Origin of the sequence: Streptomyces violaceusniger Tu 4113 (assembly GCF_000147815.2) — a bacterium.
In the GTDB taxonomy this organism is placed as follows: Bacteria; Actinomycetota; Actinomycetes; order Streptomycetales; family Streptomycetaceae; genus Streptomyces; species Streptomyces violaceusniger_A.
This window is the reverse complement of the sequence record NC_015957.1, coordinates 3,087,677-3,104,325: the sequence shown is the minus strand read 5'-3', so window position 1 is coordinate 3,104,325 and position 16,649 is coordinate 3,087,677. Positions and strand designations below refer to the sequence as shown.

At 71.0% G+C, this 16,649-nt stretch carries 17 protein-coding genes and 6 tRNA genes; 9 read left to right on the top strand and 14 right to left on the bottom strand.

Features of this window, described 5'->3' with window-relative positions; translation table 11 throughout:
- Positions 1–10: 10 nt before the first annotated feature.
- The 7 genes from STRVI_RS13515 to STRVI_RS13485 all read right to left on the bottom strand — a co-directional run bounded on the left by STRVI_RS13515 (position 11) and on the right by STRVI_RS13485 (position 7,770).
- Positions 11–2,773, bottom strand: a complete 2,763-nt coding sequence (locus tag STRVI_RS13515; RefSeq protein ID WP_014056209.1) for a hypothetical protein — start codon at positions 2,771–2,773, stop codon at positions 11–13.
- Positions 2,774–2,869: 96 nt separating this feature from the next.
- Positions 2,870–3,481, bottom strand: coding sequence for a DUF624 domain-containing protein (locus tag STRVI_RS13510; protein WP_106685658.1), 612 nt, complete (start codon positions 3,479–3,481; stop codon positions 2,870–2,872).
- 31 nt (positions 3,482–3,512) lie between these two features.
- On the bottom strand, positions 3,513–4,373 hold the full coding sequence (locus STRVI_RS13505; protein WP_014056207.1) for a carbohydrate ABC transporter permease: 861 nt from the start codon (positions 4,371–4,373) through the stop codon (positions 3,513–3,515).
- Positions 4,374–4,605: 232 nt separating this feature from the next.
- Positions 4,606–5,607 carry a carbohydrate ABC transporter permease gene (locus STRVI_RS13500; protein ID WP_014056206.1) on the bottom strand — a complete coding sequence of 334 codons (1,002 nt, stop codon included), beginning with the start codon at positions 5,605–5,607 and terminating at the stop codon, positions 4,606–4,608.
- A gap of 11 nt (positions 5,608–5,618) precedes the next feature.
- Positions 5,619–6,899, bottom strand: coding sequence for an ABC transporter substrate-binding protein (locus STRVI_RS13495; RefSeq protein ID WP_014056205.1), 1,281 nt, complete (start codon positions 6,897–6,899; stop codon positions 5,619–5,621).
- Between the two features lie 277 nt (positions 6,900–7,176).
- Positions 7,177–7,248, bottom strand: a tRNA-Val gene (locus STRVI_RS13490).
- Positions 7,249–7,314: 66 nt separating this feature from the next.
- Entirely contained in the window at positions 7,315–7,770 is a 456-nt protein-coding gene (locus STRVI_RS13485) for a TIGR02611 family protein (protein WP_014056204.1), read from the bottom strand.
- A 190-nt stretch (positions 7,771–7,960) separates the two neighbouring features.
- Here STRVI_RS13485 and STRVI_RS13480 point away from each other — a divergent pair, with 190 nt between their 5' ends.
- Together STRVI_RS13480 and STRVI_RS13475 are read left to right on the top strand one after the other, a co-directional pair.
- Positions 7,961–8,374, top strand: coding sequence for an SsgA family sporulation/cell division regulator (locus STRVI_RS13480; RefSeq protein ID WP_003959770.1), 414 nt, complete (start codon positions 7,961–7,963; stop codon positions 8,372–8,374).
- A 311-nt stretch (positions 8,375–8,685) separates the two neighbouring features.
- Positions 8,686–9,255, top strand: coding sequence for a CGNR zinc finger domain-containing protein (locus STRVI_RS13475; protein WP_014056203.1), 570 nt, complete (start codon positions 8,686–8,688; stop codon positions 9,253–9,255).
- 56 nt (positions 9,256–9,311) lie between these two features.
- Here STRVI_RS13475 and STRVI_RS52625 read toward each other — a convergent pair whose 3' ends face one another.
- Positions 9,312–9,485, bottom strand: coding sequence for a hypothetical protein (locus STRVI_RS52625; protein WP_014056202.1), 174 nt, complete (start codon positions 9,483–9,485; stop codon positions 9,312–9,314).
- Between the two features lie 68 nt (positions 9,486–9,553).
- The gene (locus tag STRVI_RS13470; protein ID WP_014056201.1) at positions 9,554–10,012 is read right to left on the bottom strand and encodes a hypothetical protein; all 459 of its coding nucleotides are present in this window, start codon (positions 10,010–10,012) and stop codon (positions 9,554–9,556) included.
- A 132-nt stretch (positions 10,013–10,144) separates the two neighbouring features.
- On the opposite strand from STRVI_RS13470, the gene STRVI_RS13465 reads away from it, so the two are divergent.
- On the top strand, positions 10,145–10,660 hold the full coding sequence (locus STRVI_RS13465) for a DsbA family protein (protein WP_014056200.1): 516 nt from the start codon (positions 10,145–10,147) through the stop codon (positions 10,658–10,660).
- Between the two features lie 44 nt (positions 10,661–10,704).
- Here the strand turns inward: STRVI_RS13465 and STRVI_RS13460 are convergent, their stop codons facing one another.
- The 3 genes from STRVI_RS13460 to STRVI_RS13450 all read right to left on the bottom strand — a co-directional run bounded on the left by STRVI_RS13460 (position 10,705) and on the right by STRVI_RS13450 (position 13,499).
- Positions 10,705–11,550 (bottom strand): GNAT family N-acetyltransferase, encoded by an 846-nt coding sequence (locus STRVI_RS13460; RefSeq protein WP_014056199.1) that lies wholly within the window; start codon positions 11,548–11,550, stop codon positions 10,705–10,707.
- A gap of 69 nt (positions 11,551–11,619) precedes the next feature.
- Positions 11,620–12,447 (bottom strand): aminotransferase class IV, encoded by an 828-nt coding sequence (locus STRVI_RS13455; RefSeq protein ID WP_014056198.1) that lies wholly within the window; start codon positions 12,445–12,447, stop codon positions 11,620–11,622.
- The gene (locus tag STRVI_RS13450; protein ID WP_014056197.1) at positions 12,444–13,499 is read right to left on the bottom strand and encodes a chorismate-binding protein; all 1,056 of its coding nucleotides are present in this window, start codon (positions 13,497–13,499) and stop codon (positions 12,444–12,446) included. Before STRVI_RS13450 ends, STRVI_RS13455 begins: the two co-directional genes overlap by 4 nt.
- 160 nt (positions 13,500–13,659) lie before the next feature.
- On the opposite strand from STRVI_RS13450, the gene STRVI_RS13445 reads away from it, so the two are divergent.
- The 5 genes from STRVI_RS13445 to STRVI_RS13425 all read left to right on the top strand — a co-directional run bounded on the left by STRVI_RS13445 (position 13,660) and on the right by STRVI_RS13425 (position 14,103).
- A tRNA-Gly gene (locus STRVI_RS13445) sits at positions 13,660–13,732 on the top strand.
- Between the two features lie 28 nt (positions 13,733–13,760).
- A tRNA-Cys gene (locus STRVI_RS13440) sits at positions 13,761–13,831 on the top strand.
- 1 nt (position 13,832) lies between these two features.
- Positions 13,833–13,904: transfer RNA gene (locus STRVI_RS13435), tRNA-Val, on the top strand.
- Between the two features lie 44 nt (positions 13,905–13,948).
- A tRNA-Val gene (locus tag STRVI_RS13430) sits at positions 13,949–14,020 on the top strand.
- An 11-nt stretch (positions 14,021–14,031) separates the two neighbouring features.
- Positions 14,032–14,103, top strand: a tRNA-Val gene (locus STRVI_RS13425).
- Between the two features lie 71 nt (positions 14,104–14,174).
- On the opposite strand, the gene STRVI_RS13420 is transcribed toward STRVI_RS13425, so the two are convergent.
- Together STRVI_RS13420 and STRVI_RS13415 are read right to left on the bottom strand one after the other, a co-directional pair.
- Positions 14,175–14,459 (bottom strand): zf-TFIIB domain-containing protein, encoded by a 285-nt coding sequence (locus STRVI_RS13420; RefSeq protein ID WP_014056196.1) that lies wholly within the window; start codon positions 14,457–14,459, stop codon positions 14,175–14,177.
- A 65-nt stretch (positions 14,460–14,524) separates the two neighbouring features.
- Positions 14,525–15,526, bottom strand: coding sequence for a phosphotransferase (locus tag STRVI_RS13415; protein ID WP_014056195.1), 1,002 nt, complete (start codon positions 15,524–15,526; stop codon positions 14,525–14,527).
- 177 nt (positions 15,527–15,703) lie between these two features.
- Between STRVI_RS13415 and STRVI_RS13410 the strand changes: the two genes are divergently transcribed.
- Positions 15,704–16,603, top strand: coding sequence for a cyclase family protein (locus STRVI_RS13410; RefSeq protein ID WP_050993660.1), 900 nt, complete (start codon positions 15,704–15,706; stop codon positions 16,601–16,603).
- Positions 16,604–16,649 lie beyond the last annotated feature (46 nt).

Here is a 16,649-nt window from a genome sequence, read left to right as displayed (position 1 = left end):
GGCCGCGTGGCTAGTCCGGCAGCTTGTCGCCGACGAGCGCGAGGTTCTGGATGGCGGCGAGGCCGTACTGGGCGGTGGCGTTGGTGCTCACCCAGGCCGCCTCCACGCCGGGCTCCAGCACCTGCGGGCCTTCGAGCTCGACCGTCTTCCAGCTCGTGGTGGCGTCGGGGTAGCCGTCGCCCTCGTGGTGCTCGGTGAACTTCTGCCAGGCGCGGGCGGCCAGCTTGTCGTCCTCGAGCTGGACGGCGGCGTAGGCGTCGAGCCGTGAGTGGCCCTGGACCAGGATCAGGGAGCCGAAGTCGGTGCCGTAGCGGGCCTTCTGCTCGGCCTTGGTGGCGTTGAAGTAGCGGCAGTAGTCCAGCCATGCCTCCTTGAACTTCGGCAGGTCGATGAGCTCGATCACCTCGGCGCAGACCTCGACCAGGCCGAAGACCGCGGACAGATGGGAGACGCTGACCTTGGGCTCCTGCTCGATGGCGTATGTGCCGGTGTCGAGGTCGTACAGCCCGCTGCCCTGGACGAAGCCGTTGGGCTGAGCCGCGATGGTCTCCATGGTGGAGCGCAGCCGCGCCTCGGCCTTCTTCGCCTTCGGGCCGCGCCGCTCCCATTCGGTGAGCCAGGCGCCGGCGAGTCCGCTCCAGTCGGTGCCGAAGCCGATGGACAGGGCGTGCGGATCGGGCTCGTAGTCGGGGTCCTCGCGGACCTTGCGCAGTGGGTCGAGGACGAGGAATGTCTCGTCGGAGTCGACAAGGGCGTGCATGATGTCGCCGATCCGCTCGTCCGCGGTGAGGAAGTAGTAGTAGCGGCGGTACAGGGCGGTGGAGATGCGCTGCTGTTTGGCGCTGTCGGCGAAGTGCTGGACGCCGTGCCGGGTGCCGAGCCCGGCCCATTCGCCGAGGTGGTAGGCGTCGACCTCGGCCGTGTGCCGGGTCATGGATTCGGCGAAGCGGAAGATGTCGGAGCGGCCGGAGCGCAGATACGCCAGCCACAGCCACAGGTCGGGCGAGAGCTCGGAGTTGTCCCAGGCGTAGCCTCCGACGTCGTACCGCCACTGGTGCCGGTCCGCGTCGTAGGTGTGCATGATGTCGCCGTAGTCCCAGAAGCCGTACCAACGGCGCTGTTCGACCTGGCCCTTGTGGTAGTCGAAGAGGAAGTCCAGCCGGTCCTCGATCCTGGCCTTGGCGGGGGTGGAGCGGTCGACGGGGGCGAAGAGGCCGCCGAAGACCTTGGCGCGGGCGATGTCGGCGGGGCCCGCGGCCAGTTGGGGCGGGGTGCGTACGGCGGCGGCCTGCCGGACGAGGGTGTCGGCGTCGGGGGTGGCCGCGTTGGCCCAGAAGGTGAGTTCGCTGGTGCGGGCGATGCCGTACGGGGTGCCGAAGGCCGGCTCATAGTCCTCGTAGGTGATCTCGAGGCCCTCGAGCTGTTCGGGGAAGGTGTCCTGGCCCATGCCGTCGTGGTAGAAGCGCAGGTCCATGGGATGGGCCTCGGGCGACCAGAGCCACAGGGTGACCTCGGCCGCGTCCCCGGCGGCGCCGCGGATGTCGAGCTGGGCGGGGAACTTCTCCCAGAAGTCGCGCAGTCCGAAGGAGAGTCCGCCGCTGACGCCGCCGACGTAGCCGAAGCCGCTCGCCCGGCCGCCGCCGCCCGCCGCGATCCAGCCGTGGCCGGGTTTGGTGCGCTTGCGCAGGGTGAAGCCGTCGGCGGAGAGCTGGGAGAGCGTGTAGTCGCCCCAGGTGGGGATGAGGTGCAGCCGGGAGGTGACGCGCTGGTCCCAGGTGGCCGGGTCGGGCAGCTTCTCGCCCTTGACCTGGGCGGCGCGGACGTTGGCGCCGGGGTCGCGGCGCAGCCCGGTGATGCCCTTGACGGCCTCGGTGAGGAATCCCTTGCCCTCGCCCGCGATACGGATGTGGCGGTCGTACGCCTGGTCGCGCATCGGCACGGAGAAGCGGACGCCGAGGCCGCGGATGAAGTCCCCAGACTCATGACCGGCGGTCTGGTCGCCGTCGTACGTGATGGTGTGCACCATGCGGAACGAGTCGGCGCCCGCGTAGAAGTAGAGCCGGACGCTGAACGGGAGCCAGGCCCGGCGGCCCTTGCGGTGCTTGCCGTCGATGCGGACGACGGCGCGTACGGGGCCCCGCTGCTCGACCTTCGCCCCGCTGACCTCGCCGTCGAACCGCTCCCACGCGGCGCTGCCGTGGTCGCCGTCGTCGAGGTCGCCCTGGCGGAGCAGGACCAGCCGGCCGTCGCGGGCGATCTCGGTGGAGCCGCGGGTGACGGAGTGGACGAGCTTCTCGCCGTCCTTGCCGATCACGGCCCTGATCACTCCGGTGTCGACGGTGATCCGGCCGCCGCTCTCGGCGACGGTGACCTTCTTGGCGGGCGCGGCGGGTGTGCCGGTGGTGAGCTTGTGGGCGTCGCCGGTGAGCCCCTCCCCCGCCGCGTGCGCGGTCCACTTGAGCGAGCCGTCGGGCCAGTGTGCGGTGGCCCAGGTCTGCACGGGCACCTCTTTGCCGTCGGCGGTGGTCAGTGCGAAGGTCCGGTCGCCGGGGTGGGCGCCCTTGGGCCAGGGGACGCCGAAGGTGGAGCCCGCGGCCGCGCCCAGGCCGCCGTCCTCCAGCCAGGTGATGTCCACGGGCTCGTCGGCGGACTTGGCGGCGGGGCTGTCGGCGGCGGCCTGCGGGGCGTTCTTGGCGAGCAGCCAGGAGAACGGTATGGCGGCGCCGGTGACGGCGGCGGCCTTGAGGAGGTTGCGTCGGGCGATCGGGGGCATGTCCGCTTCACCTTTCGTACGGGGGCAGGTGCATGACATGAACGGCGGAGGGGTCGGCGCCGGGGGTGGGTGGCGCCGGAGGCTGGTTGCGCTGTGTCAGGCGCGGGCGCGGCGCTCCACCGCGACCGCACAGCCCGCGAGGGCGCCCGCCGCCGGGGCGATCAGCGGCAGCATCTGCCAGGCGGCGACGGCGAGTACCGCGAGCCCGCCGATGAGCAGCAGCGATCCGCCGACGTCGGCGGCCAGGCCCTGGCGTGCGGCGGTACGGGCGGCGGCCGGCCAGGCGGTGCCGGGCCGCCGTACGGTCGCCGTCCGCAGCCCGAGGACGAGCACCGCGAGCAGGCCCGCCACGCTGACGGCGATCAGCGCGGGCCCGCCGGGCAGGGCGCCGGTGCGGGCCACCCGCAGATCGAAGGCGAGCAGCGCGAGCGCCACCCACCACAGCAGGGAGAACCGCCAGCCGCTGCGGGTGGCCTCCCGCAGCCCGGTCAGGAAGTCCCGCCAGGTGGACCGCTCACCGTCCAGATGGCGGCGAAGGTGCGCACAGCCTGCGGCGAAGGCGGGCAGCACGGTGATCACCGGCAGGGCGGCGAGCACCATCCAGACACCGGTCAGCAGGCATTCGGCGAACAGCGCGAAGCGCAGTGTGCCGCGTGCGGGCCGCTGCGCGGCGCGTCGTACGGCGGCTGGTCCCACGGCTCTTCCCATGGCATCCCCCGTGGCTTGTCCCATGGCGGCCTCAGCCCTTCAGCCCGGAGGTCGCCGCGCCCTCGACCAGATAGCGCTGGAAGGCCAGGAAGAACAGCAGCACCGGCAGCAGGGCGACGAGCGACATGGCGACCATGCCTCCGTAGTCGGCGACGGAGTCCTGGTCGATGAAGAGCTTCAGGCCCAGCGAGACCGTGTACTTGTCCGGTTCGTTGAGGTAGAGCAGAGGCCCGATGAAGTCGTTCCAGGACCAGATGAAGGTGAAGATCGCGCTGGTGATCAGCGCCGGGCGGCACAGCGGCAGCACGATGTTCCAGTAGATGCGCAGATGGCCACAGCCATCCAGCCGGGCCGCCTCGTCCAGTTCCCGGGGCAGCCCGCGCATGAACTGCACCAGCAGGAAGACGAAGAAGGCATCCGCTGCCAGGTACTTGCCGAGCAGCAGCGGCACATACGTGTTGATCAGGTCCAGCTTCTGGAACAGGATGTACTGCGGAATGATCAGCACCTGGAACGGCAGCAGCAGGGTGGAGATCATGAGCGTGAAGAGCGCGTCGCGCCCCGCGAAGCGGATCCTGGCGAAGGCGTAGGCCGCCAGCGAGCAGGAGAACAGCACGCCGATCACCGAACCGCCCGCCAGCAGCAGCGAGTTGGCGAAGAAGGTCGAGATCGGCACGTCCGCGATGCCATCGCTGAGCCGACGGTAGTTGTCGGTGATCGGATCGGTGGGCAGCAGTTGAAGGCTGCCGATGATCTGGTCACCGGGCTTGAACGAGCCGCCGATCACCCACACCACGGGGTAGAGGATCACCGCCAGCACGGCGAGCGCCCCCACATGCCAGATCACGGAGCGCGCCCGGCGCTGCCGCCCGACCGTCACAAGGGCACTCACGGCGCCTCCCGCTCAGTCCCGGCGCGCTCCGGCGCGCAGGCTTCCCTCGTCACTGCTCGCTCCTTCGTCACTGCGCGGCTCCTCAGTCCAGCCCGCGCAGCGCGCCAAGACACGCGCCCCTCCCCCCGCTCAGTCCCGGCGCGCTCCTGCGCGCGGGCTTCCTTCGTCACTGCTCGCTCCTTCGTCACTGCGCGGCTCCTCAGTCCAGCCCGCGCAGCGCGCCGGGACACGCTCATCTGGCATCCTCCTCGTAGTGCACCCAGCCGCGCTGGGTCTTGAACAGCACGGCGGTCACCAGGCCGATGCCGAGCATCAGCATCCAGGCCATCGCGGCCGCGTAGCCCATGCGCAGATTGCGGAAGCCCTGCTCGTAGAGGTACCAGCCGTACACCAGCAGGGAGTCGCCTGGTCCGCCGGTGTTGGTGCCCGACCCCGCGATCACCACCGCCGAGGTGAAGACCTGGAACGAGTGGATGAGTTCCAGCAGGAGGTTGAAGAAGAGCACCGGCGAGATCATCGGCAGGGTGATGGACCGGAACCGTTGCCAGCGGCCGGCGCCGTCCATCTCGGCGGCCTCGTAGAGTTCGCCCGGCACCTGCTTCAGCCCGGCCAGGAAGATCACCATCGGCGCGCCGAACTGCCAGACGGTCAGGGTGATGAGGGTGGGCAGCGCCCAGTCCGGGTCGCCGATCCAGCCGCCGACGTCCCATCCGAAGAGGCTCATCGACTTGTCGACGATCGCGTCGTCGTTGAAGATCGCCCGCCAGACGACGCCGACGCTCACGCTGGCGCCGATGAGCGAGGGGGCGTAGAACGCCGAGCGGTAGAAGCCCTGGCCCTTACGGGGCTTGACCAGCAGCAACGCCACGGCGAGCGCCGCGGCCAGCTTCAGCGGGGTGCCGATCAGTACGTACTTGAGCGTCACCTGGACCGAGGTCCACCAGCGGTCGTCCTGGAAGAGGTCCTGGAAGTTCCTGAACCCGATCCACCGCGGCGAGTCGAAGAGGTTGTAGTCGGTGAACGCCAGATAGAGCGAGACGAGCATCGGGCCGAGGGTGAGCAGCAGGATCCCGATGCACCAGGGCGTGAGGAAGAGATAGCCCGCGAGGTTCTCGCGGCGGCCCGGCCGCCGCCCCGCCGCGGGCGCGGGGCGGGTGCCGGGGACGGCCTTGGCCCGGGGCTTCCCGGCGGGAGGCCGCGCTCCGTCCGTCGCACGCGTCGTGGTCGGTGTCACGGAAGCTCTCCTCACGAGCCGAGCGCGGACTCGGCCTCGTTGAAGAACTGGTCGACGGCCTTGCCCATCGAGGTCTGTCCCAGCGCGACCTGGGTGTAGATCCTCAGGAAGGCGGCCTCGGCGACATCGGCACCGGCCGGATGCGGGGTGATCGGCTCCAGCTTGGCGCTCACGCTCTTCTCATACGCGGCGATCTTGGCGTCGACGCCCTGGGGCCGGTAGGCGTCGTACTGGGAGGTGGTCGCCGGGATGCCGCGGTTGTAGCCCATGACCTTGCCCACCTCGGGGTCATGGGTCATGAAGTCGATGAACTGGGCGACTTCCTCGGGGTGCTGGGTGCGGGCGGAGCCGCTGAGCATCAGCGAGGAGAGGTACTGGCCGGTCCGCTTGCCGTCCGTGGTCGGGATGGGCCCGAGGTCGAGGGGGGTCTTGGTCTCGGCGGCGAAGCGGACCAGGAAGTTGTCCCAGGTGAACTCGGAGGCCGACAGATCGGCGCTGATCGACGCCTTGGGCTTGGCCTGCTCGGACTTCTTGCCCGGCACCAGCTCGTCGGCCTTGGCGTGCTGCTGCCACCGGCCCCACCACTCGGTGAGGTCGTCCTTGGTGAAGCCGAGCTTGCTGTCCTTGGTGAAGAACGCCTTGCCGTTCTGCCGCAGATACAGGTCGTAGAGGTACATCACATTGGCGTTGTCGCTGGCGCCGTAGAGCGCGTCGTCGCTCCTGCGCACCTTCTTGGCGGCCGTGAAGAAGTCGTCCCAGGTCCATCCGGCCTCGACGTTCACTCCGGCCTTCTTGAACGCGTCCGGGTTGTAGAAGAGGGCGAAGGTATTGGCGCCGACCGGCACTCCCAGGAGCTTGCCGTCGATATCCCCGGCCTTCTCCAGCCCGTTACGAAAACCCTTCAGGCTGAGATTTCCGGCCTTGGCCTGACCATTCAGATCCAGGAGAAGGTTCTTGTCGCCGTATTTGCGCAGGAAGGCGTAGGAGTTCTGGAAGACGTCCGGGGGGTTTCCGCCCGCGGCCTGGGTGTTGAACTTGCTCCAGAAGTCGGTGTATTCCGAGAAGTCTGTCTTGACCTTGATGTTCGGATGTTCCTTCTCGAACAGCTTCACCGTCTTCTGAATCAGCTCGGCGCGGTCCTTGGCGCCCCACCAGGAGTAGCGGATGGTCACCTTGCCGTCCCCCGAGCCGCTCCCCCCGCCACAGCCGGTGGCCAGCAGCCCCAGCGCGGCGACCACGGCCGCGGCCGCGCGAACCCCTCTCGCCCTCGCCGTCCATCGCCGAGCACCCATGACACGCCCCTCCCCGGGCAGGCCGTCCGACCGCCCTCGTTGGTTGAAACGTTTTAGGCAAGCGCTTGCCGGGACAAGTTAAGGACCAGCGACGCGTACGTCAACGGTTCGGACAGGATCGATCAGGATTGAGGTGAAGCGCTTCGACAACAGCGCTGAGGGCGGCACGGACGGCTTCCCGCCGCCGGACACCTTCGGACAGCCGCCGGGCACCTTCGGACATGCGAAAACGCCGAGGGCCCGGAAGGCTGATGCCTTCCGGGCCCTCGGTCCAGGGTGGGCGATACTGGGTTCGAACCAGTGACCTCTTCGGTGTGAACGAAGCGCTCTCCCACTGAGCTAATCGCCCTGGCGCACGGCCAACATTAGCGTATGCCGGACCGTGCTCATGACCAGTCCTACGACCCCGGACCGGTCACTGTTCGATCTTCCACGGCATCACGATGCCGAACTTCCACACGTACACCGACACCGCCGCGGCGCAGATCACCACCGCGATCGTGGTCAGTATGAGATTGCGCCGGCGCACCCTCGGATCCAGGGCACGGTGCGCCGCCTCGGTGACCTTGCGCTTGGTCCAGGCCAGCACCAACTGGGCCCAGACGAACTCGGTCGCCCAGATCGCCATTCCAGCGAAGATCACCAGCCACCCCGGACCGGGCAGGGGCAGCAGAATGATGCCCAGACCCACGACCCCGAGGCCGACGATGAAGACGCCGACCTGCCAGCTCAGGTGGAGCGGGCGCGACCGCTTGATGAACCGCGGCGCCCGGGAACCCCACACCGGCTCCCGCTTCGACCCGTCGCCCCCCGTCGCGGCCTGGGGCGGCGTTTCGGCAGCCCCCCGCCGCCGGTCACTCTCCGCATTCATGTGACCCAACCTACCTGATCATTTGACGTCACCGGAACGGCGGCAGTACCCATGTCGGAGCTGGGCCGCAAGAGCTACCGGAAGCGCCGCAAAACGGTCAGAGGGGTTTACAACGGCACCGTAGGTGGCATGTCGATTTCGCCGACGTGCGAATCCCCGAGCGCACACTGAGCGAAAGGCCCTGGCGCTTATGAACACCACGGTCAGCTGCGAGCTGCACCTGCGCCTCGTTGTGTCGAGCGAATCCTCACTGCCTGTACCCGCGGGCCTGCGGTATGACACGGCCGACCCTTACGCCGTGCACGCCACCTTCCACACCGGAGCCGAAGAGACGGTCGAATGGGTGTTTGCCCGCGATCTTCTCGCCGAGGGTCTGCACCGGCCCACCGGCACCGGCGACGTCCGTGTGTGGCCGTCCCGCAGCCACGGCCAGGGAGTCGTCTGCATCGCCCTGAGCTCCCCGGAGGGGGAGGCACTGCTCGAAGCCCCGGCGCGGGCCCTGGAGTCGTTCCTGAAGCGAACCGACGCCGCGGTGCCACCCGGTACCGAACACCGCCATTTCGACCTCGACACAGAGCTCTCCCACATCCTGGCGGAGAGCTGAGACCCGGAGAGAGCTGAGCGCTCGGCCGTCCGACTCGGGGAGACGGCGCAAGCCTGGGCGCGATCTACGCGACATGCACAACCTTTCAGTACCGACCATCCCGACCACGGCAACCCGACAACGGCAGAGGCAGGCGACGGTGCCGTCGCCGCGGCACCCCCCGCGGCGACGGCACCGTCGTGTGCCGCGCGGCACCATCGCGTGCCCGCCCGGGCCGTCCGGTGACCGCCCGGCGCCCGGCAGGGCTAGAGTCGGGCAGATCGAGGGCAGCCCAGGGGCCGCCGCCGACCCAGCCGGCCAGGGAGCCAATCGTGCTGATCAACCACGACACCCGGTGCGCGCTCGACGCGGTCGTCGATCTGGTGAACACCGCGCCCGAGGGTGCGGACCGGGACGACCTCGCCGATGTCGCCGCCCTGCGCCGGTTCGTCGAGCGCAATGACATAAGCGACATCAGCACGCTCGGGGAGCGCGACCTCGCCGCCGTCCGGGCCGTACGGGAGCGCTTCGCCGAGGTCTTCTCGGCGGCCGGGAACGAGGCCGCCACCCGCCGCTCCGCCGAGCTGCTCAACGCGATGATCGCCGCGGCCGGCACCACCCCCCGGCTCACCGACCACGACGGCTTCGACTGGCATGTGCACTACTTCGCGCCCGGAGCCTCGCTGGCCGACCACCTCGCCGCCGACTGCGGCATGGCGCTGGCGTTCATCGTGGTGGCGGGCGAGCGGGAGCGGCTGCGCCGCTGTGAGGCCCCGGACTGCCGCCACGCCTTCGTGGACCTGTCCCGCAACCGCTCCCGGCGCTACTGCGACAGCCGCACCTGCGGCAACCGGTTGCATGTCGCCGCGTACCGCGCCCGGCGCCGCGAGGCCGCGAGCTGACGGCCCGCACCCGGCGGTCGGCGGCCGGGCGGAGGGGGAACGGGCGGGGCGCCGCCTCACCACCGGTGGAGGTCGTGAACGGCGGTCACGAAGAGCAGGGTGCCGATGAACGCCAGGAACAGCATCAGCGGCGGCTGCGAGAGGGCGAAGAGACAGCCACGGGTCTCGTCGCTCGGCGGAACACGGGGTCCTTCGATGGGGGATTGCTCCCCGGGCGGTGATTGCAACATCTCGCGGAGATCATGACCCAGCCCTCACCCCGCCTGCGACCGGTGATCGTTTTTTGATCGGTCGCTTGTCAGATCCCGTGCTTTTTGAGTATGGCCTCGATGTCGGAGAAGTCATCTGTGCCAGAGCTCGTTCCGCCCTTGGCCTTCGGCCGCTCCGCTGCCTTCGTCGCGGCGGCTCCTCGGCCGGGCCCCAGCGCGGGCTCCGAGGCCCCCGCGGACACCCCGGCACGTTCGGCCGCGGCCGCCGCCCTGCGCTCCTTACGGGTGCCACCGGAGCGGCGCTCGACCGCCCGGCTGATCATGAACAGCGCCCAGGAGAGGCCGAGCACGCCGAAGCCCACCCACACGGTCGGCTTGAAGACCAGGTCGGCCATCCAGTCCAGAATGCCGGTCATCGCCAGGCCCAGCGGGACCAGGGCGTAGGCGGCGATCCGGGTCGCGGCCAGGAACCGCTTGCGGTAGGCGGTCAGCCCGGCGATGCCCAGACCGGCCGCGGACAGCGCGGCACAAATGGTGTCGGTCAGCATCGTTCCTCCCGCGACTGGCGTTCCGGTATGTCCATCGTGCACCCCGTAAGGCGGCGAGGGCCATGGCCCAGGCCCGGGATCAGGGACATCTCCGGGTACGGAGCGGGGACCAGGGGCTGGAAGACTGGCCCCATGAGCCACACCGACCCCTCCCCTCGCCCCGTCCTCGACGTCTGGTGCGAGCTGCAGTGCCCCGACTGCCGTACCGCCCTGGGCGATCTGCGCGCGCTGCGCGACCGCTTCCAGGACGCCCTGGACATCCGGCTGCGCCACTTCCCGCTGGAGCGCCACCGGCACGCCCACGCGGCGGCCCAGGCGGCCGAGGAGGCCATCGCGCAGGGGCGCGGCTGGCCGTATGTCGAGGCCGTCCTGGAGCGCACCGAGGAGCTCGGGACCCGCGGTGAGCCGCTGCTGGTGGAGGTGGCCCGGGAGCTGGGGCTGGACGCCGAGGAGATGGACACCGCGCTGGTCGACGGCCGGCACATGCTGATCGTGGACGCGGACCAGGCCGAGGGCAAGGCGATCGGGGTCACCGGCACCCCCACGTATGTGATCGGCGGCGAGCGGCTCGACGGCGGCAAGAGCCAGGAGGGGCTGCGGGAGCGCGTCGAGGAGATCGCCGCCCGCCTCATCGCCGAGCGACCGTAAGGCCCCCGGAGCAGACCCTCGGAGCTGGGCCCCGGAGCAGGCCCTCAGAGCAGCGGCTTGTAGAGCTGGTACTCGGTCGGCTCGTAGCCCAGCGACTCGTACAACCGCAGCGCCGGGGTGTTGCCGCCGAAGACATGCAGGCCCAGGCTGCGCGCCCCGTGCGCCAGGCTCGCGCGCTCGGCGGCCAGCATCAGGGTGCGGCCGTGTCCGCGGCCGCGGTGCTCCTCGGTGACCTCGACGGCGAAGACGTACGCCTCCCCGCTCTCGGCGGCGTCGGGCTCCCCCTCGCGCAGCGCGACCCAGAGGGTGCCCACGTCCGTACCGCCGTGGGCGAGGACGCGCAGTAGGGCCCCGGGGGTGTCCGGGCCCTGCGGCAGCAGCGTCGCGTAGTCGGTGTCCGCCTTGGTCTCGGCCTGCTGCCGGGTGACTCCGCGCTCCAACAGGTCGGCGATGTATCCGGCCCGCTCGCGGGCGCGCCACGCCGGGTACTCGGCCTCCGCCATGGGGCGTATCGCGCTGTCCCCGGGCAGTGCGGGCGGCTCCGTGAGCCGCTTTAGCATGTTGCGGCCGCGCTCGCGGTAGCCGAGCGCGGCCGCGAGCGCGAGGGCGGTCGTGGCCGGTGCGGGGACTCTCACCACGAGCTGGGTGCAGCCCCAGCCGCGCAGCACCTCCTCGGCGGCGAGCGCGGCGACCGTGCCGCGGCCCCGGTGCCGCTCGCCCTCGTCGATGTCGAGCCGCTCGATGCGCCCGGCCGTCGGGCCCAGGCGGGCGTCGGTGGTGAGCTGGACGGAGCCGACGGGGCGGCTGTTGACACACACCTCGTACGAACGGGCACGCCCGCCGCCGTCGGTGTGCTGTTCGGGCGCGATGGGCCGCAGCGTGGTGGTCACGAGGGTGTTCTACCGGTCCGTCGGGCCGACGTCACCCGTTTTCCGCGCGGATCCGCCGCTACCGGCCGGTCAGGGGTCGATGTCCGCGGCGGCCCGCTCGGTGAAGATCCGCAGGGCCTCGGCGGTGACCGGGCCGGGGGCGCCGGGCAGGATGCGGGTGTCCACCCGGTGCACGCCCTGTACGTCGCGGGTCGTGGAGGTCAGGAAGACCTCCTCGGCCCGGCGCAGCGCCTCCAGCGGCAGATCGGTCTCCTTGGCGCCCACCCATTCCAGCACCAGGGCGCGGGTGATCCCGGCGAGGCAGCCGGAGGAGAGCGGCGGGGTGTGCAGCTCGCCGTCGAGGACCACGAAGACGTTGGTGCCGGTGCCCTCGCAGAGCGCGCCGACGGTGTTGCCGAAGAGGGCCTCGGTGGCGTCCTGCTCGCGGGCGCGGGCCAGCGCGACCACGTTCTCGCCGTACGAGGTGGTCTTCAGGCCGGTGAGCGCCCCGCGTTCGTTGCGCGCCCAGGGAACGGTGATCACGGCCGTGGCGTCGGGCCGGCGGGCCGCCTCGGACAGCGCGACCACCAGCGTGGGTCCGGCCGTGCCGCGGTCGGAGCCGAGCGGCGAGAGCCCGCCGGTGTAGGTGATCCTGAGCCGCCCGAACGGCACGGGGTGGGCCCCCAGCACCTCCTCGCAGCCCCGCCGCACCTCGTCCAGGTCCGGCTCGGGAAGCCCCAGGCCCTCAGCGGAGCGGGCCAGCCGCCGCAGATGGCGGGTGAGGGCGAAAGGCTGCCCCTCGGTGGCCTTGACGGTCTCGAAGACACCGTCGCCGACCGTGAGCCCATGGTCGAAGACGGACACCCTGGCGCTGTCCGCGTCGCAGAGGGATCCATCGAGCCAGATGGCCGGTTTCATCGCGTCGCCCTTCCCGTCGGCTGCTGTACGCCCGACGCTACCGCGAGCAGTCGGGCGGCCTTGAGTTCCGTTTCGTCCCATTCGCGCTCCGGGTCGGAGCCCCACGTGATGCCCGCCCCGGTGCCGAACCGCAGCACGGCCCCGGCCGGGCCGCGGTCGATCCAGAAGGTCCGTATCCCGACCGCCAGCTCACCGGTGCCGCGGTCGGCGTCGACCCAGCCGATGCCCCCGCAGTACGGACGTCGGGGCGCGGTCTCCAGCTCCTCGATGACGCGCAGCGCGCTGGACTTGGGCGCGCCGGTGACCGATCCGGGCGGGAAGGTGGCCGCGAGCAGTTCCGGCCAGCCGGTGCCGGGGGCGAGTTCGCCGCGCACCGTGGAGACGAGGTGGACCAGTCCCGGATGCGGTTCGACCGCACAGAGGGCCGGGACGGTCACCGAGCCGGTGGCGCAGACCCGGCCCAGGTCGTTGCGGACCAGGTCCACGATCATCACGTTCTCGGCGTGGTCCTTCTCCAGCAGGTCTTCGGGGCCGCGGCCGGTGCCCTTGATGGGGCCGGACTCCACGGTGCGCCCGGCGCGCCGCAGGAACAGTTCGGGCGAGGCAGTGGCGACCTCCACCCCGTGGGCGGGCAGCCTTACGGTGCCCGCGTACGGGGCGGGGTTGCCCAGGGCCAGCAGCGCGGTCAGCGCGTCCACATCGGCCCCGGCCGGATCGGGCAGCGGCGCGGTCAGCACCCGGCAGAGATTGGCCTGGTAGACCTCACCGGCCGCGATGCGCCGCCGGATGCCGCGCACCCCGGCGGTGTAGGCGTCCCGGTCCAGGGACGAGGTCCACTCCCCGGCCGAGGGGCCGCGCCAGCCGCCGGGCGCGGGGGGCGGCACGGGCTCGGTCCGTACGTCCCCGAAGCGTGCACAGACCAGACGGCCCTCGAAGTCCGCGACAACGGCCCAGAAACCGTGGGTGTCCAGGGCCGACGGATCGCTGGTCACCTCGCGTAGATCGGTGGCGAGCAGGCCGCCGAAGCGGGCGAGCGGGGGCAGATCGTGCACGGTTGCGAGTCTATGGTGCCCAGGTCAGGGCGGCCCCGGGAGGGCGTGCGGCCCCCGAGCAGGGCAGCACGCTGCGGAAACGGAATTTGAGCTGGCCGGGGAATCCGCTAGAGTTCAACACGTCGCCGGGACGCGGAAGCGCCCCGGACAAACGACACGTGCGGACGTGGCTCAGTTGGTAGAGCATCACCTTGCCAAGGTGAGGGTCGCGAGTTCGAATCTCGTCGTCCGCTCGGAGTGGGGGTTTCGACCTCCACGGTTGGTGGAGTGGCCGAGAGGCGAGGCAACGGCCTGCAAAGCCGTCTACACGGGTTCAAATCCCGTCTCCACCTCGGACGATTAGCTCAGCGGGAGAGCGCTTCCCTGACACGGAAGAGGTCACTGGTTCAATCCCAGTATCGTCCACTCGGATCCTTGCGGATCCACCTGGGATCCTCGCGGATCCACCTGCGCGATTAGCTCAGCGGGAGAGCGCTTCCCTGACACGGAAGAGGTCACTGGTTCAATCCCAGTATCGCGCACGCAGTCCCGCGGACGATTAGCTCAGCGGGAGAGCGCTTCCCTGACACGGAAGAGGTCACTGGTTCAATCCCAGTATCGTCCACACTGATCGGCTGAGGGCCGGAGCTGAGAGCTCCGGCCCTCTGACGTTTCTCGGCTCTCAGCTCTCAGCTCTCAGGACGAGAAGAGCATGTGCCCGAAGCCCCGCTTGTGGTGGCCGTGGTGACCGCCATGGTGCCCGTGCTGCGGCGCGCCCCACGCGGGCGCGGGCGCGGCCGGGTACCCCTGCGGGCCGGGCGCGGCGGGCGGCATCTGCTGGGTCCACTGCGTCTCAAGGCGGGTCAGCGCCTCCAGCTCCCCATAGTCCAGGAAGATCCCCCGGCAGCCGCTGCACTGCTCTATCTGCACGCCATTGCGGTTATACGTGTGCATCGGCGCATGGCACTTGGGACACTGCATGGTCCGCTCAACTCCTCATGCTTCGGACAACAACGCGCCGGAACATCCATCCGACCGCGTGGACTTCACCCTATGGCCTCCATGTACCGGGCGATGCGGACAGCCGCCTCCACCATCGCCTCCTCGGCCTCGTCCAACGCCCGCCCGGCGGCCGCCGCTTTGGCGAGCGCGAGCGCGGCGGTCTGGACAGTGAGGGCGCGGGCGGGCACGTCCAGCCGCGGCCAGGGGTCGCCCTGCCCCGCGGCGGAACCGCCCGCCGCCCGGTACGCCCCCAGAAACCGGTCCCAGTCCTCGGGGGCGAGCAGCCCGGCGGCGTACCAGGCGGCGGGCCGCGCGAGATCCCAGGCCGGGTCGCCGAGGCCGAGGTCGTCGATGTCGATGAGCCGCCAGTCGGTGGCGTGGGGGCGGATGAGTTGGCCCAGGTGGAGATCGCCGTGGCAGAGGCTGTTGGCCTCTTGGCGGTCCGCGCGATCCCGGCGATCTCCGCGGTCCCGGCGGTCCGTACGGTCCAGGTCCGCGTGGTCCGCGTGGTCCGCGTGGTCCGTGCGGTCCACTCCTCGCGCCCAGCCGGGCAGACCGGCCCAGGCGTGCAGCACGGCCCGGATGGCCGCGCTGTCGGGGAGTTCCGCCGCCCGCAGCCGGGCGATGGCGCGGGCCGCCTTGGCCGGACCGCGCATCGCCGGGAGGGGGCCGGGCAGTTCGGCGACCGGCACGGCGTGCAGCCGGGCCAGCAGCTTCCCCGCCTCGACCCACGGGGCCGCGTCCGGCGCGTCGGGCGCCACGGGTTCGCCGTACGGCCAGAGGGTGACCCGCCGGCCATCGGGCAGCGCGCCCATGCCGTCGTCGACCGGCGGCAGCAGTATCCCCGCGCACCGGGGGTGGGCCGCGACCCCGAGCCGGACGGCCAGCTCGGCCGGGTCCGTGCCGGGCGGGTGCGCCTTGGCGACGACATGGCCGTACCGCACGACGGTGGCGTCGGGCCGGTCGGCCAGGACGGTCACCTCGGCGGTGGCGCCACGCCGGCCCCGGCGAAGGGCGGCGACGAGCTGCGCCGCGGTTTGGCTCACGGCTCCCCCATGTCATCGGCTGCCCCGGGATCGTAGCCCCTGCCGGGCGGGGTGCCGGTGCTCCGCCCCTCCTGATGTCGGGCGCTCACCCGAGTGCGGGCCGTGGGCGCAGGCGGCGCCACACCCACGGTTACAGAGTTTGAATCCTGTAACCCCAACCCGGTACGGTTCGGCGCCATGGACGCATCACACACGGGAACGAGCAACTCAGCAGACCTGCCGAGCAATTGGGGCCGGTGGGGTGAGGACGACCAGCTCGGCACGGTCAACCTCATCACCGCGGAGGCCCGGGCCAGGGGCGCCGCGGAGGCCCGCACCGGGCGGACGGTGTCACTCGCGGTGCCGATCCAGCCGGCGCCGCTCATCAGCGGCCCCTTCGCGCCGTCCACCCAGGACGCCTCGCCCGTTCAGCAGATGATGGTCTACGTCGGTTCCCCCGCGCCGGCGATGGCGGACGTGATGCTGGTGACCAATCACCACCCGCGCTCGACACACCTCGACGCGCTGGGGCACGCGATCCGCGACGGGCGGGTCTATCCGGGGCGGCCCGTGGACGAGGCCGTGACACCGGCCGGCGCCCGGCACGGCTCCACGACGGCGTTCGCCGCCGGGCTCGCCACCCGGGGCATCCTGCTCGACCTGGCGGCCGACGGCCCGTTGCCCAGTGGCCATGCGGTCACTGCGCGGGACCTCGAGGCGGCCGAGGAACGCCAGCGCGTGCGGCTGGAGTCCGGGGACGCCCTGGTGGTGCGTTGCGGATGGCCCATGACGCCCGACCCCGAGCGGCCGATGCCGGGGATGAGCCTGGACGCGGTGCGCTGGATGCACCGGCGCGGCGTATCGCTCTACGCGGGCGACATCGGCGACGCGCACCCGGACCTGGACCCCGCCTGCCCCTTGCCACTGCACCGGGTCGCCCTGCCGATGATGGGCCTGCCGCTGATCGACGCCGCCGAGGTGGACGGGCTCGCCGCCGTCTGCGCGGAGCTGGGCCGCTATGCTTTTCTGCTCACGGTGGCACCGCCACGTATCCATGGGCTGACCGGGGTGCCCGTCAACCCGCTCGCGGTCTTCTGACGGCCACTAGGAGGAACTGGCAGTGAGGGAGCAGGCGGTGCCCGCC